Origin of the sequence: Arthrobacter sp. UYEF3 (assembly GCF_040546245.1) — a bacterium.
Taxonomy (GTDB): Bacteria; Actinomycetota; Actinomycetes; order Actinomycetales; family Micrococcaceae; genus Arthrobacter.
In genome coordinates this window covers 1-18,560 of record NZ_JBEPNK010000019.1, presented here as the reverse complement: position 1 = coordinate 18,560, position 18,560 = coordinate 1, and the positions used below count along the sequence as shown (strand labels likewise).

The 18,560-nt window shown below is 65.5% G+C and carries 21 protein-coding genes, 2 tRNA genes and 1 other RNA gene; 11 read left to right on the top strand and 13 right to left on the bottom strand.

Features of this window, described 5'->3' with window-relative positions:
- Positions 1 to 20 precede the first annotated feature (20 nt).
- The 4 genes from orn to def all read left to right on the top strand — a co-directional run bounded on the left by orn (position 21) and on the right by def (position 2,772).
- The gene (gene orn, locus ABIB14_RS13425; protein ID WP_354236399.1) at positions 21 to 671 is read left to right on the top strand and encodes an oligoribonuclease; all 651 of its coding nucleotides are present in this window, start codon (positions 21 to 23) and stop codon (positions 669 to 671) included.
- Between the two features lie 131 nt (positions 672 to 802).
- A tRNA-His gene (locus ABIB14_RS13420) sits at positions 803 to 875 on the top strand.
- A 125-nt stretch (positions 876 to 1,000) separates the two neighbouring features.
- Positions 1,001 to 2,155: an acyl-CoA dehydrogenase family protein gene (locus ABIB14_RS13415; protein ID WP_354236398.1), complete on the top strand. Its 1,155-nt coding sequence runs from the start codon at positions 1,001 to 1,003 to the stop codon at positions 2,153 to 2,155.
- A 44-nt stretch (positions 2,156 to 2,199) separates the two neighbouring features.
- Entirely contained in the window at positions 2,200 to 2,772 is a 573-nt protein-coding gene (gene def / locus ABIB14_RS13410) for a peptide deformylase (protein ID WP_354236397.1), read from the top strand.
- Between the two features lie 78 nt (positions 2,773 to 2,850).
- Here def and ABIB14_RS13405 read toward each other — a convergent pair whose 3' ends face one another.
- The 4 genes from ABIB14_RS13405 to ABIB14_RS13390 form a co-directional block, all read right to left on the bottom strand.
- On the bottom strand, positions 2,851 to 3,138 hold the full coding sequence (locus ABIB14_RS13405) for a hypothetical protein (RefSeq protein ID WP_354236396.1): 288 nt from the start codon (positions 3,136 to 3,138) through the stop codon (positions 2,851 to 2,853).
- A gap of 95 nt (positions 3,139 to 3,233) precedes the next feature.
- A complete protein-coding gene (locus ABIB14_RS13400; protein ID WP_354236395.1) occupies positions 3,234 to 4,031 on the bottom strand; it encodes an HNH endonuclease family protein in 798 nt (265 codons plus the stop codon).
- 132 nt (positions 4,032 to 4,163) lie between these two features.
- Complete coding sequence (locus tag ABIB14_RS13395; RefSeq protein ID WP_354236394.1) at positions 4,164 to 4,373, bottom strand: hypothetical protein; 210 nt, start codon at positions 4,371 to 4,373, stop codon at positions 4,164 to 4,166.
- A gap of 67 nt (positions 4,374 to 4,440) precedes the next feature.
- Positions 4,441 to 5,934 carry a glyceraldehyde-3-phosphate dehydrogenase gene (locus tag ABIB14_RS13390; protein WP_354236393.1) on the bottom strand — a complete coding sequence of 498 codons (1,494 nt, stop codon included), beginning with the start codon at positions 5,932 to 5,934 and terminating at the stop codon, positions 4,441 to 4,443.
- Positions 5,935 to 6,211: 277 nt separating this feature from the next.
- On the opposite strand from ABIB14_RS13390, the gene ABIB14_RS13385 reads away from it, so the two are divergent.
- Positions 6,212 to 6,364: an LPXTG cell wall anchor domain-containing protein gene (locus ABIB14_RS13385; RefSeq protein ID WP_354236391.1), complete on the top strand. Its 153-nt coding sequence runs from the start codon at positions 6,212 to 6,214 to the stop codon at positions 6,362 to 6,364.
- Between the two features lie 71 nt (positions 6,365 to 6,435).
- On the opposite strand, the gene rnpB is transcribed toward ABIB14_RS13385, so the two are convergent.
- Positions 6,436 to 6,829, bottom strand: an RNA gene (gene rnpB / locus ABIB14_RS13380) — RNase P RNA component class A.
- 112 nt (positions 6,830 to 6,941) lie between these two features.
- On the opposite strand from rnpB, the gene ABIB14_RS13375 reads away from it, so the two are divergent.
- Both ABIB14_RS13375 and ABIB14_RS13370 read left to right on the top strand, forming a co-directional pair.
- Complete coding sequence (locus tag ABIB14_RS13375) at positions 6,942 to 7,835, top strand: slipin family protein (protein WP_354236390.1); 894 nt, start codon at positions 6,942 to 6,944, stop codon at positions 7,833 to 7,835.
- Between the two features lie 51 nt (positions 7,836 to 7,886).
- Positions 7,887 to 8,651 carry a YaaA family protein gene (locus tag ABIB14_RS13370; protein WP_354236389.1) on the top strand — a complete coding sequence of 255 codons (765 nt, stop codon included), beginning with the start codon at positions 7,887 to 7,889 and terminating at the stop codon, positions 8,649 to 8,651.
- Positions 8,652 to 8,710: 59 nt separating this feature from the next.
- On the opposite strand, the gene ABIB14_RS13365 is transcribed toward ABIB14_RS13370, so the two are convergent.
- Together ABIB14_RS13365 and ABIB14_RS13360 are read right to left on the bottom strand one after the other, a co-directional pair.
- Positions 8,711 to 9,448 (bottom strand): zinc ribbon domain-containing protein, encoded by a 738-nt coding sequence (locus tag ABIB14_RS13365; protein WP_354236388.1) that lies wholly within the window; start codon positions 9,446 to 9,448, stop codon positions 8,711 to 8,713.
- 123 nt (positions 9,449 to 9,571) lie between these two features.
- A complete protein-coding gene (locus ABIB14_RS13360) occupies positions 9,572 to 10,465 on the bottom strand; it encodes a Nif3-like dinuclear metal center hexameric protein (protein ID WP_354236387.1) in 894 nt (297 codons plus the stop codon).
- Between the two features lie 110 nt (positions 10,466 to 10,575).
- On the opposite strand from ABIB14_RS13360, the gene msrA reads away from it, so the two are divergent.
- The 3 genes from msrA to epsC all read left to right on the top strand — a co-directional run bounded on the left by msrA (position 10,576) and on the right by epsC (position 12,726).
- Positions 10,576 to 11,100: a peptide-methionine (S)-S-oxide reductase MsrA gene (gene msrA / locus ABIB14_RS13355; protein WP_354236386.1), complete on the top strand. Its 525-nt coding sequence runs from the start codon at positions 10,576 to 10,578 to the stop codon at positions 11,098 to 11,100.
- A 67-nt stretch (positions 11,101 to 11,167) separates the two neighbouring features.
- On the top strand, positions 11,168 to 12,103 hold the full coding sequence (gene cysK / locus ABIB14_RS13350) for a cysteine synthase A (protein WP_354236385.1): 936 nt from the start codon (positions 11,168 to 11,170) through the stop codon (positions 12,101 to 12,103).
- A 38-nt stretch (positions 12,104 to 12,141) separates the two neighbouring features.
- A complete protein-coding gene (gene epsC, locus ABIB14_RS13345) occupies positions 12,142 to 12,726 on the top strand; it encodes a serine O-acetyltransferase EpsC (RefSeq protein WP_354236383.1) in 585 nt (194 codons plus the stop codon).
- Positions 12,727 to 12,907: 181 nt separating this feature from the next.
- Here epsC and gnd read toward each other — a convergent pair whose 3' ends face one another.
- Entirely contained in the window at positions 12,908 to 14,344 is a 1,437-nt protein-coding gene (gene gnd / locus ABIB14_RS13340) for an NADP-dependent phosphogluconate dehydrogenase (RefSeq protein ID WP_354236382.1), read from the bottom strand.
- Between the two features lie 226 nt (positions 14,345 to 14,570).
- Here gnd and ABIB14_RS13335 point away from each other — a divergent pair, with 226 nt between their 5' ends.
- Positions 14,571 to 15,299: a FadR/GntR family transcriptional regulator gene (locus ABIB14_RS13335; RefSeq protein ID WP_354236381.1), complete on the top strand. Its 729-nt coding sequence runs from the start codon at positions 14,571 to 14,573 to the stop codon at positions 15,297 to 15,299.
- 227 nt (positions 15,300 to 15,526) lie between these two features.
- On the opposite strand, the gene ABIB14_RS13330 is transcribed toward ABIB14_RS13335, so the two are convergent.
- From ABIB14_RS13330 to ABIB14_RS13310, 5 genes are all read right to left on the bottom strand, one after another.
- Positions 15,527 to 15,817 carry a hypothetical protein gene (locus ABIB14_RS13330; protein ID WP_354236380.1) on the bottom strand — a complete coding sequence of 97 codons (291 nt, stop codon included), beginning with the start codon at positions 15,815 to 15,817 and terminating at the stop codon, positions 15,527 to 15,529.
- A 122-nt stretch (positions 15,818 to 15,939) separates the two neighbouring features.
- Positions 15,940 to 16,015, bottom strand: a tRNA-Val gene (locus tag ABIB14_RS13325).
- Between the two features lie 101 nt (positions 16,016 to 16,116).
- Entirely contained in the window at positions 16,117 to 17,010 is an 894-nt protein-coding gene (locus ABIB14_RS13320) for an NAD-dependent protein deacetylase (RefSeq protein WP_502909666.1), read from the bottom strand.
- Positions 17,011 to 17,054: 44 nt separating this feature from the next.
- Positions 17,055 to 17,564, bottom strand: coding sequence for a peroxiredoxin (locus ABIB14_RS13315; protein WP_502909665.1), 510 nt, complete (start codon positions 17,562 to 17,564; stop codon positions 17,055 to 17,057).
- Complete coding sequence (locus tag ABIB14_RS13310; RefSeq protein ID WP_354236378.1) at positions 17,561 to 17,980, bottom strand: DUF3052 domain-containing protein; 420 nt, start codon at positions 17,978 to 17,980, stop codon at positions 17,561 to 17,563. The genes ABIB14_RS13315 and ABIB14_RS13310 overlap by 4 nt, the downstream gene beginning before the upstream one ends.
- Between the last annotated feature and the right edge of the window lie 580 nt (positions 17,981 to 18,560).

Below are 18,560 nucleotides of genomic sequence, written 5' to 3'. Positions count from 1 at the left end.
CGGAACGGTAGGCTGGGCGGGTGCCTATATCTAATGAACGCATCGTGTGGATCGACTGCGAAATGACCGGACTGGACACCAAGAACGACGCCCTCATCGAAGTGGCGGCCCTGGTGACGGACTCGGAACTCAACATCCTCGGCGACGGCGTGGACGTCGTCATCAAACCGGACGACGCCGCGCTAGGCCAAATGAGCGATTTTGTGCGCGACATGCACACCCGTTCCGGCCTTCTGGCCGAACTCCCGCACGGCAAGACGATGGCTGAGGCGCAGTCTGTGGTGCTCGAGTACATCAAGAAATGGGTGCCGGACCCGAAGAAGGCCCCGCTGGGCGGCAACTCGGTGGGCACCGACCGCGTGTTCCTGGTCCGCGACATGCCGGAACTGGTCGAACACCTGCACTACCGGGTCATTGATGTGAGCACCATCAAGGAACTCTCGCGCCGCTGGTACGCCCGAGCGTACTTCCAGTCCCCTGCCAAGCTCGGCGGCCACCGTGCGCTGGGCGACATCCAGGACTCCATCGATGAGCTCCGCTACTACCGGGAGGCGGTGTTCGTGCCAGCTCCCGGTCCCGACAGCGCCACCGCGCAGCGGATCGCGAAGTCGGTCATGGCCCCCGTGCCGGCCGCGGCCGAACCGGCACCGGCAGCGGCACCGGCAGAGTAATCTCCACCACGTTTAGGGAAATTTCCGACGAATTCGGGAAAAGTGGCGAAACCATCCCCGAACAGCAGGTAAGCTATTTGTCGTTGCCTTTTCAACCCGCCGGTCCGCCGGATGGCGCGACACGGCACATGGTGGGCGTAGCTCAGTTGGCAGAGCGCCTGGTTGTGGTCCAGGAGGTCGCGGGTTCAACCCCCGTCGCTCACCCTCACCGAGGACGGCACGATTGACCGACCTTGCCAAAGGCCGCACCGGAGATCCGGTGCGGCCTTTGGTGTCTGTCGAGTGCTGTCTGTCCAGTGTTGTGTTGTCCGTGCACGGAAGGAACCGCAATGAAGCGCCAGCTCTTTGAAGAAGACCACGAGATGTTCCGTGAGATGGCCGCGGAGTTCGACGCGCGGGCCGTTGCCCCGCACTACGGCCGGTGGGACCAGGACCACATGATGTCCCGTGAACTCTGGACAGCTGCCGGCGGGCAGGGCCTGCTGGGCCTCGCCGTCCCCGAGGAGTTCGGCGGCATGGGCATGGACGACTATCGTTACCGCACCGTACTCGACGAGGAATTTGCCAAGCGCAACCACCTTGCCGTCGGACTGGCCTTCCACCTTCACGACGACATGGTCCTCCCCCACCTTCTGGCTTACGGCTCCGACGACCTGAAGTCCCGCTGGCTGCCCGGCATGGTCTCCGGCGAAACGGTCACCTCAATCGCCATGACAGAACCCGGCGCCGGTTCAGATCTGCGCGGCGTCCGCACCAAGGCCGTGCGCGACGGCGACGACTGGCTGATTACCGGCCAGAAGACCTTCATCGGCAACGGCATCTCCGGCGACGCGGGGCTGGTCCTGGCCCGTACAGACGGAAGCGCCGGGCGGGGCGGCCGGGATTCCTTCTCGCTGTTTATGGTGCGCAAGGGTGCGGGCTACAATACGGGCAAGCAGCTGGACAAGATGGGGCTGAAGGCCTCCGACACTGCTGAGCTGTTCTTCGACAACGTCAGGGTGCCGCACGCCGACCTGGTCGGCGAGGAAGGCAAAGGCCTGCAGTACGCCGCCGAGCAGCTACCGCAGGGCCGCCTGGCCATCGCCGTCGCCAGTTCCGCCGTCGTCCGCGCCGTCTATGACGCGACCGTGCAATACACGAAAGACCGCAACGCCTTCGGGGAGCGGATCATCGATTTCCAGAACAGCCGCTTCGAGCTGGCCGATATCCTCACCGAGGTCGAGGTCACCGAGGGGTACGTGGACCGGGCCGTGCTGGCGTTCAACGCAGGCGAACTCGACGCCGCTTCGGCGGCACGGGCCAAGCTGTGGGCCTCCGAGCGGGCCAAATCCATCACCGACCGCTGCCTGCAGCTGCACGGCGGCTACGGCTACATCATGGAATACCCGGTGGCGCAGGCGTACCTGGCCGCCCGGTTACTCACCATTTTCGGCGGCACCAACGAAATTATGCGCGACGTCGTCGGCCGAACCATCGCCGGCTGACCACCCGGCACGCACAAGAAAAAGCATCAAAGGAACCAGCCCCCATGACAGTCCTACCGATCACGATCTGGGGCGAACCCGTGCTGCACCGCCGGGCCGCCGAAGTTGACGTCTTCGACGACGAGCTGCGCACCCTGATCGCAGACATGTTCGAGACCAACGAAGCCGCCAACGGCGTGGGCCTGGCCGCACCTCAGGTCGGCGTGGGCCGGAGGCTGTTCGTGTACAGGTTCGAAAACGACGACGGGGCGCCGCCGTCCGGCGTCGTCGTAAATCCGGTACTGACCCTCTCCAAGGTCTCGGGGGCACTCCCGGACCCGGACGAGGAGGAGGAAGGCTGCCTGTCCTTCCCCGGCGGCCAGTACCCGCTCAAGCGCGCCGAGTGGGCGCGGGTGCAAGGCTTCGACGGCGACGGCACACCGGTCGAGTTCGAGGCGACCGAATGGTTCGCCCGGGTGATCCAGCACGAATACGACCACCTCGACGGCAAGCTGTACGTCAACCGGCTGATCGACCGCTACTCCCGCAAGGCGATGAAGCAGGCCAGGAAAAGCGGCTGGGGTGTCCCCGGGCTGACCTGGATGCCGGGCGTCGATCCGGATCCCTTCGGCCACTAGGGCCGCGGCGGCTACGCTTCGCCCCGTTTGAGGAGGAGAGCCGCGTGATCCGGGCCCTAGCGGAAAAGATTCCGACGTCTAGGGCATCACCTTGTAGAGGTCAATCACGGTTTCTTCCGGCGGGGAGGTAAAGCCGCCCTCGATGCCCGCCTGCATCTTGGGCATGAGGATGCCGTCCCGGAATTTCTCCCAGCTCTCCTTCGAATCATGGACCGCCATGATGGACCAGCCGCCGGCCGAGGCTCCGCCGGCATGAAAGAGCTGGCCTTCCGGCAAGCGTCCCTCACCGGGATGAACCGCGGCGATTGACGCCTCGTACTGCTCCTTGGTTCCCCCCGGGAAAAAGTGCACAACTCCGTATGCCATCTTGCGCTCCTCGACTGGTTGCCGTGCTGACAGCCCAAGTCCTAGACCCGTCGGGCCGCCATGTCAATGAGCTTGGAATCCGGACCCATCCCGGCTCAGCGCGGCACGACGGTCTGCTGCTCCGGACAGGCAGCCAGGACCCGCTTCATCGCGTCCTTCTCGGCCGGCGTCACCCACAGTCCGTATGCTGCCTTGACCGAGATCTGCCGGGCGACGTAGTGGCAGCGGAACGCCTTGTTCGGGGGCAGCCACGTGGCGGCGTCGGACGCGCTCTTATCCTGGTTGGCCTGCCCGTCCACCGCGACCAGGTTCAGCGGGTCATTGGCCAGGTGCTGGCGCTGCACGGCCGTCAACAGCTGGGCGCCCTTCTGCCACGCGTCCCCCAGGGCCACCACGTGGTCGATCTGCACGGCTTTGCTTGATTCCGCTCCGCGCTGGAACTCGATGGTCCGGCCGGTGTAGGGCTCCTGGAAGGACCCGGCCCCGATCCGGCAGCGGGATCCTTCGGTAAACCGGGCGTCGGCCAGGTCGCGGCGGAGAATGTCGTTGCGTGTGTCGCAGCCGTTGCGGTCGACGTCGAGCCAGGACTGACCGAATGCGCTCCGGTCATAGCCGCTCGCGGCTGCACGGCCTTTGACCGGCAGGGCTTCCAGCGTGTCGAGGGCACGGCCGCCCGGCACAGGCCGCACCGGGGCAACAGCCTTCATCCAGCCCCCAGCGAGCACGGGAGCGTCGCGGGGGCCGGCGGCCTGCGGCTCGGCCACGGCAAACTGTCCCGCAGTAAAAAACCAGACCAGGACGGCAGCCAGCGCCAGCAGCCCGGTAGCCAGGAGGGCCCACGCCTGGCGGTACCGGAGTCGGGCACGCCGGAAGTCGTTCCAGGTGGCGGTCATGGCCGCGCTCGTCCGGAGTGGGTCTGCTGCACCCTCACAGCCTAAGACGAAACACCGTCGCCGGAGCCATTCTCCACAGTGTGCAGGACAGGTGGCACCCCGGGCCCCTGAAGGGCGCTTACGGCCGGGCGGTCACTGTTCCCTGGTGACCCGGCGGAGGTCCTCGTCGGCGAGGGCCAGCAACCCTTCCAATTGACTGACGCGGGCATCGTCAATCTCCCCCACGTCGCGCTTGGCTCGGGCGTCATCGACGAGGCGCTTGGCTTCCTTGGCATTCCGCCGTGCCAGATCAAGGGCGTGTTCCAAGGTGGTTTCGTGTTCCGGAGCCGGGTTCTGTTCCATGGCTCCATTGTGGTTCCCTTTCCCGGCCGATTCCAGAGACACGGCCGGGAAAGTCGCAAGAAGTGGGTTAGCCGACCTCGACCGGCAGGCCAGCCGCCGCCAGGGTGGCTGCCGCGTCCTTGGCCGGGAAGGACGGCGGATTGACGCCGGCCATTTCCTCCATGACCCGGACCACCTGGCAGCTGTAGCCAAACTCGTTGTCGTACCAGACGTAGAGCACCAGGTTCTTGTCGTTGGAGATGGTGGCCAGACCGTCGACGATGCCTGCCCGGCGGGAGCCGACGAAGTCGGTGGAGACAACTTCGGGCGAATCGATGTAGTCGATCTGCTTCCGCAGCGCCGAATGCAGCGACGTTTCCCGCAGGTAGTCGTTGACCTCATCCTTGGAGGTGCCGTTTTCCAGGCTGAGGTTCAGGATGGCCAGCGATACGTCCGGGGTGGGAACGCGGATGGAGCTGCCGGTGAGCTTGCCGAGGAGTTCCGGCAGGGCCTTGGCCACGGCCTTGGCGGCACCGGTCTCGGTGATGACCATGTTCAGCGCGGCGGAGCGTCCGCGGCGGTCGCCCTTGTGGAAGTTATCGATCAGGTTCTGGTCGTTCGTGAACGAGTGGACCGTTTCAACGTGGCCGTGCACCACGCCGTAGCGGTCATTGATCGCCTTCAGCACGGGAGTGATGGCATTGGTGGTGCAGGAGGCCGCGGAAACGATCTTGTCCGAATCGGTGATGGCTGCCTGGTTGATGCCGTGCACGATATTCTTCAGCTCGCCCTTGCCCGGAGCGGTGAGGAGGACCCGGGAGGCGCCCTTGCTCTGCAGGTGCTGGGACAGGCCCTCGGCGTCGCGCCAGCGGCCGGTGTTGTCGACGACCAGCGCGTCGTGGATGCCGTAGGCGGTGTAGTCCACCGTGGCCGGGTTGTCCGAGTAGATGACCTGGATCTGGACACCGTTGGCGGTGATGGTGTCGTTCTCGGGGTCAACCTTGATGGTGCCCTCGAACGAACCGTGAACCGAGTCGCGGCGCAGCAGGCTGGCACGCTTGGCGAGGTCGTTGTCGGAGCCGCGGCGCACCACGATCGCACGCAGGCGCAGGCCGTGGCCACCGCCGGCCTTTTCGATCAGGAGGCGGGCCAGCAGGCGGCCGATGCGGCCAAAGCCGTAGAGGACGACGTCGGTGCTGGTGCGGTCGTCGCCGCCGCGCTTGCCCACTACTTCGGCCAGTTCGGCCCGCAGGAACGCGTCCAGGCTGGCGCCGTCGCCTTCGGCACGGTACTTCTCGGTGAGGCGGGCAATGTCAATGGCCGCGGCGCCGAGGTCCAGTTTGGTGAGGGCATCCAGCAGGGGTGCGGTCTCCTCGAGGCGCAGCTCTTCCTTGCTCATCCGGCGGGCGAAGCGGTGCGCCTTGAGGATGTTCATGGTGGACTTGTTGATCAGGCTGCGGCCGTGGATGGACGTAACCACGTTGTTTTCGCGGTACAGCCGGCCGATCACCGGAATCATGGCCTCGGCGAGCGCCTCCCGGCCCATCCACGTATCAAGACAAGAATCTGACGTCTGGCTCACAGAACTACCTTCCTAAAATCCACCGCATACGTCCTCGTATGCGGAAGTCGGCCGCCGGCGGATGTCCGGAACCCTGGGGCCGCGGGGATTCGGTCCACCCCGCCCGCCTGCGTGGAGCGCAAAGAAAAACCACCGGCTGCGAACGCAGACCGGCGGCCGAACCTCTACGTTCGTTCTCCATTCTAGGGCGGCCCGGCCGCTCTGCAGCGCCCGGGCGGCGTGAAATCACTCACACGCAATCCCGGCCGGCGGACTCCCCTCAACCTAGGATGACCAAATGGGACTCATAATTGCACTACTAGTCGTTTGGCTTATTCTTTCGATCCTGGGCTTCGTCGTGAAGGGCCTGGTCTGGCTGGCCATCATCGGCCTGATCTTGTTTGTTGCAACCGCGGTCTGGGGCTGGGTGAAGCGGAAGGCCAACACCTGATCCGACACCGATTTTTTCACTGAAGGGGCTGGTACCACACGGTGCCGGCCCCTTCCGTTTTGTCGTTGGGGTGGATGGGTTGACCGATACGCCGGGTTCTGTGCTCCCGCGCTGTTACCGGCGCGGGAGTAGCGGCCATCCATCTACGGACGCCGTTGCCGACGCCCTCCAGCAGCCTACCCGGACACTCGGGCGGGCAGCCCTCAAACGTGTCCTGTCTGGCCTTGCTCCGGGTGGGGTTTACCTAGCCTTCCCGGTCACCCGGGAAGCTGGTGGTCTCTTACACCACCGTTTCACCCTTACCTGATCCCCGAACCGTGCGGACACGACGCCGGGGCAGGCGGTCTATTCTCTGTGGCACTGGCCTGCGGGTTACCCCGAGTGGGCGTTACCCACCACCCTGCCCTGCGGAGCCCGGACGTTCCTCGAGCCACTTGCGTGACGCGCGGCCGCCTGGTCAACCCATCCGTCGATCATTCTACGGTCTCCCCCGGCCGCGTGCCCGCAGCGGAGCCTTTTGGTCCCGCCGGTGGGAGAATGGAAGCAGGTGTTCCCGCTAGGGAAGGACGCGATTCGGATGGACTTCACCGCCATCATCATCTGGCTGATCATTCTGGTCCTGCTGCTCATCGCGGCCCGGATGTCGATCCGGATTGTCCGCCAGTACGAGCAGGGCGTGCTGTTCCGGTTGGGCCGGGTCGCCGGCGTCCGGCTGCCGGGGCTGCGCTTCATTATTCCGGTGATCGACAAGCTCCCGCTGGTCAGCCTTCGGATCGTCACCATGCCGATCCAGTCGCAGGGCATCATCACCCAGGACAACGTCAGTTTGGACATCTCCGCAGTGGCGTACTACCGCGTGATCGACGCCGTGAAGTCCGTCGTGGCGATCGAAAATGTGGCCGCCGCGATCAATCAAATCGCACAAACCACGCTCCGGAAAGTGGTGGGCCGGCACAGCCTGGACCAGACCCTGTCCGAGACGGAGCACATCAACACAGACATCCGCGAAATCCTCGACGCCCTCACGCTGGAGTGGGGCGTCGAGGTGACCCTGGTGGAGCTCAAGGACATTCAGCTGCCGGAGAGCATGAAGCGTGCCATGGCCCGGCAGGCTGAGGCCGAGCGGGAGAAGCGGGCGAAGATCATCGCCGCGGAAGGCGAATCCATCGCGGCTGCGGCGCTGGGCGAAGCCTCTGACACGATGATGGCGCACCCGTTGGCCCTCCAGTTGCGCAATCTGCAGTCGCTCGTCGAAATCGGTGTGGACAAGAACACCACAGTGGTCTTCCCCGCCCCGCTGATGAGCACCATCGGCGAGTTGTCCGCGTTCCTGGCCCGGGAAACCCAGGCGGCGAAGGCAGTGGCGACGGCGGCCGTCCCTCTCGGGGGCCTCGCCCCGGTCCCCCTTCCGGTCCCGGTAGCGGCCTCGGCACCGGATCCTGTACCGGCGGCACCAGCCAAGGTGGCCTGACACCGGCCACCGGCGCCGGGCCGCCGCCGCCGCCGCCGGTAGGATCGTACGGTGCTGATTCTGCTACTCCCCTCCGAAGGCAAGACCCCCGCCACCGGCGGCGACGCCGTCGACCCGGCGTCCCTCAGTTTCCCCGGCCTCAACAGCCACCGCGCGAAGGTTCTTGAGGCGCTCGGCACCGTAAGCGCCCATGAGGATGCGCTGGCCCTGCTCGGCGTCGGCGCCTCGCTGAAGGCCGACGTCGAACGCAACACCCGGCTGCACGCCGAGCCTGCCGCCCCCGCCCACCAGGTGTACTCGGGGGTCCTGTACGACGCCCTGGGTTACCGTTCGCTGACCCCGGCGCAACGGAAAAAGGCGGACCGGTCAGTGCTGGTGATCTCCGCCCTCTGGGGGGCGATCCGCTTCGCGGACCGGGTGCCGGCGTACCGGCTGTCGATGGGAACGGCGCTGCCCGACGTGGGACGGCTGGCTTCTTTCTGGAAACCGCAACTGACCGAGGCCCTCGCCGCAGAAACCGCCGGCGAACTGCTGGTCGATTGCCGCTCCAGCACCTACGCCGCGGCGTGGGCTCCCCCGCCGGAACAGACGGTGGCCGTGAACGTCTTCACCGAGGTCAACGGGGTCCGCAAGGTGGTGAGCCACTTCGCCAAGCACACCCGCGGGGAGCTGGCCCGGCATCTGCTGACCCGCCGCGGCAAGACCCTGCGGTCCCCCGCGCAGCTACAGAAGGCCGCGGCGGAGAAGTGGTCCGCGGAGCTGGTCGAAGGCACGGCCCGGAAGCCGTACACGCTCAACCTCATCCTGCCCAACTGACCGGAAATAGTGGCCGTTGCCAGGGCTGAACTGACAACAACTGCGAGTCGGTCGGGTGGTTAGCCCCACTCTGCGGAACGAATCAGGATGCAGCCGGAGTCGGGGCAAAAGACGATGTCGTCCCCGGCGGCGGCCTTGATCTCGGCGAGGTCGCCCGGGCTGAGCTGCATGCCGGAACCCTCGGAGGTGCCGTGGAAGAGCCGGGCCGCGCCAACTCCCCGCTTGGCGAGCGTTTTCTCGTAGACGGCAAGCATTCCGGCATCCAGTCCGGCGGCAAATTCGGCGCGCCGGCCGCGCACCACTGTCGATTCCGCGGCCACCTCCGCCAGTTGCTCATCGAGTTCGGCGCGGATGCTGCCGAAGGAGCCCTGGATGTCGTCGACGATCTGCTGCTGAGTGGCCTGGCGCAGGCGCAGCGAATCCAGCCGCTCGAGGACCTCGAGTTCGACGTCCTCCAGATCCGAGCGGCGCTTGTTCAGGGACGCGATATCACGCTGCAGGGCCACGAGGTCTTTGGAGAGCCCGGTGCCGCTGTTGAGCCTGGCCTCGTCGCGTTCGATCCGGGAGGCGACCTGTTCGACGTCAGCCTCGGCACGTTTGAGTTCGAGTTCGGCGTCATGTACCGCCACCTTCGCGGCCCCGAGTTCGCCGTTGGCGACGCCGAGGGCGGCCTCCAGATCGGTGATCCGTGAGTCGCTTTCAAGGCTGCGGCGGCGGTTGGACAGAGACTTGAGTTTGGCATCCAGTCCCTGCAATTCAAGCAACTTCAACTGTTCCGCCGGTGCTGCCTTGGCCACTATTTCCTCCGCTTGTTCACATACCGGCCGGAGCCGGGCACCGTACCGGCGCTCCCTAGACTCTAGCGCCAAGCGTGCTCCCCGGCCTCGCTACGCTCACCCGGGGCCCCTCGCACGCCAGGCTTAGCCCGGAGTGAGAATGAAGTCCCACGGGTCGCTGTTGGTGCTGCTCACCCGGATTTCGATGTCGTGTCCCTGGTCCGTCAGCACGTTCCCCAGGGCTTCGGCGGCCGCCGGCAGCCACAGCCACTCGCTCGCAAAGTGCGACACGTCGATCAGGTACGGCCGGTCGTTGACGGCGGCCTCGCGGGCTTCCGACGCCGGATGGTGCCGCAGGTCCGCGGTCAGGTAGACGTCGGCGTTGCTCGCGCGGACCTCGTTGAACAGCGAGTCGCCCGCACCGCCGCACAGGGCCACCCTGCGCACCAGGCCGTCCCGGTCGCCCGAAACCCGCACGCCGCCGGCCACGGAGGGCAGGATGCCAAAGACCCGCGCGGCAAAATCCCCCAGCGTCTGCACATCGGGCAGGTCGCCGACGCGCCCGATGCCCTCCTCGGGGAGGCCGTTCGTGGCGGGAGTCAGCGGCGCCACATCCTGCAGGCCGAGCGCGTCGGCCAGCACATCGGAGACGCCGCCGACGGCGGAATCGCCGTTGGTATGGACAGTCATCAGGGCGGTACCGGATTCGATCAGCCGGTGGACGGCCTTGCCCTTTGGGGTGTTGGCCGCCACCGAGGTGACGCCCTTGAGTAGCAGCGGATGGTGGGTGATCAGCAGCTCGGCGCCCCAACTGACTGCCTCTTCGATCACCTCAAGCGTGGGATCGACGGCGAGCAGGATCCTGCTCACCTCGGCGGACGGATGCCCGGCTACGAGGCCTACCTCGTCCCACTCCTCCGCCAACGATTCCGGCCAGAGCTCCTCGACGGCCAGCAGGATCATCCCCAGCGTAGCGGCCGTACCCGCGCCGGCCGCTTCGGCGGGCTGAACTGAAACGTCGGTGTTCTCAGGTTCCATACCCTCATTTTTACCCTATCCGCGGATCCGACGGCCCCGGCCGGGAGTTCCGAAAGCCGGGGTATGCGGCGTCCGGGAATGATCCGGGCCGTTCGTCCATTGAACAGGACATGAAAACTTTCGTGCTCGGCGGGGGCTGCTTCTGGTGCCTCGACGCTGTCTACCAGAAGACCAAGGGTGTCAGCTCGGTAATTTCGGGCTACACCGGAGGCCATGACCGTAACCCCGATTACTACTCCGTCTGCTCCGGAACCACCGGGCACGCCGAGGTTGTGGCCGTGAGCTTTGACGAGGAGGTCATCCCTGCCGACGTCATCCTGGACATGTTCTTCGCACTGCACGATCCCACGACATTGAACCGGCAGGGGTACGACGTCGGCACCCAGTACCGTTCGTCGATGTTCTATGAAACCACCGAGGAAAAGATCCTCTTCGAAGAGGCGATCGGGCGGAACCAGCAGCTGTGGGCGCACCCCATCGTCACCGAGGTAAGCCGGCTGCCTCTCTTCCACGTGGCCGAGGACATCCACCAGGACTATTACGCAAAATACCCCGAGCAGGGCTACTGCCAGGTCATCATCAACCCGAAGCTGGCGAAGGCCAGGAAATATTACTCCGCGTGGCTTAACGCTTAGCCAGGGTGGAAGCGCCCTCGTTAGGCTGACCTTAAAATTCGCTCCTCACGGATAGGCATATACACCCATGGCACGGATCTACGACGACGTTACCCAGCTGGTCGGCGGCACCCCGCTGGTCCGCCTCAATCGCCTGAGCGAAGGCCTGGACGCCACGGTGGCGGTTAAGTTGGAGTTTTACAACCCGGCCAACAGCGTCAAGGACCGGATCGGCGTCGCCATCGTGGACGCCGCGGAGAAGTCCGAGGCGCTGAAGCCCGGCGGGACCATCGTCGAGGGAACTTCGGGGAACACGGGCATCGCCTTGGCCATGGTCGGTGCCGCCCGAGGCTACAAGGTCATCCTCACCATGCCGGAGACCATGTCCACCGAACGCCGCGTCATGCTCCGCGCCTACGGGGCCGAAATTGTGCTGACCCCCGGTTCCGAGGGCATGCGCGGCGCCGTAGAGAAAGCCCAGGAGATCGTCGCCAATACGGAGAACTCCATCTGGGCCCAGCAGTTCGCCAACGAGGCCAACCCGGAGATCCACCGCCGGACCACCGCCGAGGAAATCTGGTCCGACACCGACGGCAAGGTAGACATCTTCGTCGCCGGCGTCGGCACCGGCGGGACCGTCACCGGCGTGGGACAGGTACTCAAGGAGCGCAAGCCCGAGGTGCAGATCATCGCCGTCGAACCTAAAGACTCGGCCATCCTCAACGGCGGCAACGTCGGTCCGCACAAGATCCAGGGCCTGGGCGCCAACTTCGTCCCGGAAATCCTTGACACCAGCGTCTATGACGAAGTCCTGGACGCCAGCCTGGAGGATTCGGTCCGCGTGGCCCGCGATCTAGGCCTCAAGGAAGGTATCCTCGGCGGCATCTCCTCCGGCGCGATTGTCTGGGCGGCCCTGGAGCTCGCCAAGCGCCCGGAGAACGCCGGTAAGCTGATTGTCGCCATTGTCTGCGACTTCGGGGAGCGCTACATCTCCACCGTGTTGTACGACGACATCCGCGGCTGAGTCCAGCCCGCTGGCCACGACTTCGTAGAAAGGTCTTTGTGAGCTTCTTCGCAAGGCTGAAGGAAGACCTCGGCGCCGCCCGGTCCCACGACCCGGCGGCGCGGGGCACTTTCGAGAACATCCTGGCCTACTCCGGCCTGCACGCGATCTGGGCGCACCGCCTGACGCACCGGTTGTGGCAGACCCCGTCCCTGCGTTTCCCGGCGCGGCTGATCTCCCAACTTGCCCGGTTCCTAACCGGCATCGAGATCCACCCCGGCGCCACCATCGGCCGGCGCTTCTTCATCGATCACGGCATGGGGGTGGTGATCGGCGAGACCGCCGAGATCGGCGAGGACGTCATGATCTACCACGGCGTCACCCTCGGCGGCCGTTCGCTCGCCAAGGTCAAGCGGCACCCCACGATTGAGGACCGCGTCGTCATCGGCGCCGGCGCCAAAGTCCTGGGCCCCATCACAATCGGCCGGGACAGCGCCATCGGCGCCAACGCCGTCGTAGTCAAAGACGCCCCGGCCGAGTCGATCCTGACCGGCGTACCGGCCACCTGGCGGCATCGCGACGCCCAGCGCGAAACCAAACCCGCCGTCGACCCGGCGGAATACCTGATCGAATACCGGATCTAGCCAGCAGCGGGTCCCCGGTCCCGGACCGGGGTCCCCACCCGTCGGTGGAGCCGGCGCGGCGGCCACGACCTTGGCCGGGGCAACCTACGGTCCCGCGCCCGGGCTCAGTGCGGCCGGCGACACGAACGGCCGGCGCCCCCCACAGTTTCGGGAAACACCGGCCGCGCCGGAACGGACTGGACTAGTGTGTGTCCACCGCAGCGATTTCCGACTTGTCCTCGCCCCAAAGGGTGTGGAAGACGCCCTCGGTATCGATCCGGCCATAGGTGTGGGCACCGAACAAATCACGCTGGCCCTGGATCAGGGCCGCCGGGAGCCGCTTGCGGCGCAGGCCGTCGTAGTAGGCCAGCGAGGAAGAGAACACCGGCACCGGGATGCCGAGCTGAACGGCGGTGGCCACCACGCGGCGCCAGGCCGGGAGGACCTCGGCAATCGCCTCGGTGAAGGCCGGGGCAAACAGCAGGTTGGCCGGCTTCTCAACCGCGGCGTAGGCCTTGGTGATGTCTTTGAGCAGCTCCGCCCGGATGATGCAACCGCCGCGCCACAGCGAGGCGATCTCGTCCAGCCTAAGGTCCCAGCCGTACTCCTTGGCCGCTGAGCCGAGCATGTCCAACCCCTGGGCATAGGAGACCAGCTTGGAGGCGTACAGCGCCTGCCGGACATCCTCGACGAAAGTTTCCGGGACGTCGACGGCGGCCTCGCCGCCGGCGAGCAGTTCCTGCGCCAGCTTGCGCTGTTCGGCCTGGGATGACAGTGCGCGGGCGAAGACCGATTCGGCGATGGCCGACGTCGGGGAACCCAACTCGAGGGCAGAGATGACCGTCCAGCGGCCGGTGCCCTTCTGCCCGGCGGCATCCACCACGACATCGACGAACGGCTTGCCGGTCTTGGCATCCACGTGGCCGAGGACCTCGGCCGAGATCTCAATCAGGAAGGAAGCTAGGTCGCCCTTGTTCCATTCGGCAAAGATCCTGGCCTGCTCGTCCGGTTCGATGCCGGCACCGGAGCGCAGCAGGTCGAAGGCCTCTCCGATGACCTGCATGTCGGCGTATTCGATGCCGTTGTGCACCATCTTCACGAAGTGGCCGGCGCCATCGGTGCCGATCCAGGCGCAGCATGGCTGGCCGTCGACGTGCGCGGCGATCTTTTCCAGCAGCGGGCCGAGCGCCTCGTAGGACTCCTTGGAGCCGCCGGGCATGATCGACGGGCCGTTGAGTGCACCCTCCTCGCCGCCGGACACGCCGATGCCGACGAAGTGCAGGTCCTTCTTCGCGAGGGCGGCTTCGCGGCGGCGGGTGTCCTCGAAGTGCGAGTTCCCGGCATCGATAATGATGTCGCCCGGCTCCAGCAGCGGTTCGAGCTGTTCGATCACGGAATCCACCGGTTTGCCGGCCTTGACCATGATCAGCACGCGGCGCGGCTTCTCCAGCGAGTCAACCAATTCCTGCAGCGTTTCCGTCCGGATGAAGTTACCCTCCTTGCCGTGCTTTTCGAGGAGTGCGTCGGTCTTCTCCACGGACCGGTTGTGGAGGGCTACGGTGAAGCCGTTACGGGCCAGGTTTCGGGCCAGGTTTGCCCCCATCACGGCAAGGCCGGTGACACCGATGTGTGCTGACATCAAAACTCCAATTCATTCTGTGCATCGAGTGCAATACGTCCCGCGCTTGCTGCGGAACACGCTTCTTGGGATCAGTGGCTGTCAATAACCATAGGGATTCCGCGGACGCTACGAAAGGAGCGCCCACGTTGCGGAATACGCCGCATCACAATCAGTCTATGGTTTTTCCACGGTCGCTAGGCCTGTGCTCCAAGGGATCGGGGGCCGCGCCACTATGCTTACGACTATGTCAACCAGCCTCCATCATCGTGCCATCGAGCATCTGGGAGCCCGCATCGTCGCCGGTGACCTCCCCGCGGGCCACGTCATGCTGGCCGAGCACCTCGAGGACGAGTTACAGGTCTCGCGCTCGGTGGTGCGCGAGGCCGTACGTGTGCTGCAGTCGCTGGGGCTGGTCGAGACGATCAAACGCGTCGGGATCCGGGTGTTGCCGGCCAGCCGCTGGAATCCGTTCGACCCCCTTGTGATCCGCTGGCGCCTGGCCGGCGAGGGCAGGGGCGCCCAGCTGCGCTCCCTGGCCGAGCTGCGGACTGCCGTGGAACCGGTGGCGGCGGAACTGGCGGCAGGCAACGCGCCAGTGGAACTCCGCAGCGAACTGGTCGAAATCTCCCACGCCATGCGCGAGGCGGGCGTGGCCGGCGATGTGCCGCGGTTCCTCGACCTGGACATCGCGTTCCATTCACTTCTGCTGGCCGGCTCCGGCAATGAGATGTTCGCCAACATGGTGGGACAGGTGGCCGAGACTCTGACCGGACGCACTGTGCACGGCCTGATGCCGGCCCACCCGCGGGCCTCGGCGCTGCAGTGGCACGTGGAGGTGGCGGAAGCGATTGCGGCCGGCGACGGCGCAGCTGCCCGCGAGGCTTCGAGCAAGATCATGCGCGAGACCATCGCGGAAATGGAGCCAAGCTGGAAGGACCAGCCCCGCGTGTTCGTTCCGATCCAGCGCCGATAAGCCGGCCGTGCGCCGGCCGCCGTGCCCCGGAGGTGAGTCCTGGTTATGGTGTAGTTCAACTGCTATGCGTTTCACATTTGGACGCATTCACGGTATATTTCTAACAAGCCTTCCACCGCGGCATCCCCCAATAGTCGCGGTGGGAGGCTTTTCCAATGCCCGGAGGCTTTTCCAATGCCCGGAGGCTTTTCCAATGCCACGGCGCACCAGGGCTCCCGGGCGTTCTGCTAGGCGGCGTCCGCAACGGCCTCCCGGAGCCGCCAACCGCTGCCAAGACCGTCCCGGATAAGTTCCATGGTGGTCAACGCGGATCCGTGGTTCCGTCCCAGTCTCGCCTGGATCTGCCACACCTCGACGTCGACCCGGCTCAGGCCCTTGGGCATCCGCCGCTCCTCCTCCCACCAGCTCACCCGCTCGAACCAGCGCACGGGGTCCGCGCCGACCACCCATTCGCGGCCGCCGCGGATAACCGCCAGGGGGTGCCCGTCCGGGCCGGTTTTCACCAAAACGTGTTCCATGCCTGCGACAGTACTGACGGGTACCGACATTCTGCGTGGCACCAAAGACATGGCGACCAAAAAATCACAGCAAAAACCCCGCCGGGACCAGCCTCTTGGCCTGTCACAACGGGGTCTTTCCTTGGTGGGTCCTACCGGGATCGAACCGATGACATCCACGGTGTAAACGTGGCGCTCTACCAGCTGAGCTAAAGACCCAAGGTGCTGTTTCCGCGCTTCAGCGCGTCAACCAACGAACAATGACTCTACCGGAACCGGCGCGGGAAATGCCAATCGGTGGCGGCCCGGCGCGAACCGGCTCACAGGCCCGGAAGTTCCGCCGCAAGCCAGGTCAGGGATTCGCTGACGCCGGCTTCCAGCTTGATGGTTGCCAGGTCGTCACCCCGGGTCTGCCCCCGGTTGATGATCACCACCGACTTGCCCTGCTTAGCCGCATGCCGCACGAACCGCAGACCGCTCATCACGGTCAAGGAAGAACCGGCCACCACCAACGCGCCGGCGTCGTCCACCATGGCGTAGGAGCGCTCCACCCGGTCTTTCGGGACGTTCTCGCCGAAGTAGACGAAGTCCGGTTTCAGCGTTCCGCCGCAGGCCGGACAGTTCGCGACGACGAAGCCAGCGATTAGATCCGAGTCCTCCACGGTCGCGTCAGCGTCTGGCGCCATTTCCACTACGCCGGCAGAGAGGGCCTCGGCCAGAAATCCCGGATTGAGTTCCTCAAGGACGCCGGCAAGCAGGGAGCGGGTGTAACGGCGTTGGCAGGCGAGGCAGACCACACGGTCGAAACGGCCGTGCAGGTCCACCACATTGACGCTCCCGGCGTCCTCGTGCAGTCGGTCCACGTTTTGGGTGATCAGACCAGTGAGCAGTCCGCGGCGTTCCAGCCGGGCGGCGGCGGTGTGGCCGGCATTCGGATCCGCCCGGCGCAAGTGCGACCAGCCGATGTGGTTCCGTGCCCAGTAGCGCCGGCGGTTCTCGGCCGCGCCGACAAACTCCTGGTAGGTCATCGGCGCCCTCGGCGCCGCGCCGGGGCCCCGGTAGTCAGGGATGCCCGAATCCGTGCTCAGCCCCGCGCCGGTGAGTAACGCCAAGCGCTCCCCCGCCAGGAGACCGTGGATCTCCTGCAGGACCTCCAGTTCGCTGCGTGCCGGTTCGGTGGTGGCGACGGGCGGCAGGCTGGCGAACCCGGTCATGCCGATCCCTGGCCGCCGCTGCCTCATTCCGCCCGTCCCCGCCGTCAGTTCCCTGCGAGTCCGGCTAAGGCAGTGCGGTATTCGGTGAAGTCCCGGGCTTGTCCGCGCGGGTTCACGACGACGTAACGGACGATTCCGTCCGCATCGATGATGAAGGTGCCGCGCTTGGCCATGCCGCTGTCCGGATCAAAAACGCCGTACTGCTCGGCCACGGCACCGTGCGGCCAGAAATCCGCGAGGAGATCGAACGTAAACCCCTCTTTTTCCCCGTAGGCGCGCTGCGCGAACTTGCTGTCGACCGAGATCCCCAGCACGGCGGCGTCGGTGTCTTCGAACAATGCGAGATTGTCGCGGATTTCGCAGAGTTCACCCGTGCAGATCCCGGAGAACGCGAAGGGGAAGAACACTAAGACCACAATGCGTCCGCGCAACCCGGAAAGCCGGACGGGCTCGCCGAACTGGTTGACCAGCTCAAAGTCCGGGGCTGGCTGGCCGACGGTGGGCGCCGGTCCTCCCGGCGCCGCCGTCACAGCGGTGGTGGCGGCTTGGGTCACTTGTTCTTCCGCGTGACCAAACGGGTGGCGCTCCAGTCCTTGGAGACGCCGGCCGAGGTGGTGTAGTGAAGCCCTGCTGTGGGGGCTGCGTCCTGGATCTCCGCCGGTGAGACGTAGCCCACCCGGCCGTTCTTGGGGGTGAGCACCCAGACGACGCCGCCCTCGGTCAGGGTGGTCCGCGAGCCGACCAGGGTGTCAACGAGGTCGCCGTCGTCGGAGCGCCACCAGAGAATCACGGCGTCTACGACTTCGTGGTCGTCTTCATCGAAGAGTTCCGAGCCGGTAAGGTCCTCGACGTCGTCACGCAAGTCGAAGTCGACGTCGTCGTCATAACCGAATTCCTGAATCAGATCCCCGTTTTTGAAACCCAATTTTTCCGCCACATTTACCGAAGTGGCGGCGTCGGCCTCGCTCACGTGTTACTCCTATGCTGTTCGTGCTTCCTGGTGTCCTGCTTTATGTACTGCATTCTTATGTACTGCATTGTGCCTTGCATTGGGATGCCAGTGCCGCTAGTGATTTCCATTACTACCAGCCAACACCCTTTGGGCCTCCGCTTCAAGCTGCAGACCCCGCGGTCCACCATATTCTGCGTCACACCGACCACTCCAGGGAACCCGGGAAGGCGCTTTGTCACAGAACCAGTATGCCCGTGAAATACGGCGGCAGCCCCACAGGACGGCTACGCATCAGCGGACTCTCACGGCTAGAGTGGCTGATGACGACCATGCCTGCGCGGACAACCGACCGCTTCTATAGGCGGGGATGGTTGTGATTGGACCTAGCCCGGCGCACAGGACCGGGCTGCTGTTACCGATATGTCGCACACGTCGCGTTCACGCCAGGCAGTTACCCTGCCGGAGCTGAGGGTGCCGATGAATGCGCTCAAAGAGAGGTTGGACGTGGCTGCAGGAGAAGATACCTCCCATATCCTCAGCGGGTTGACTAACCAGCTGCCTGATCGTGATCCGGAAGAGACCGCCGAATGGCTGGAGT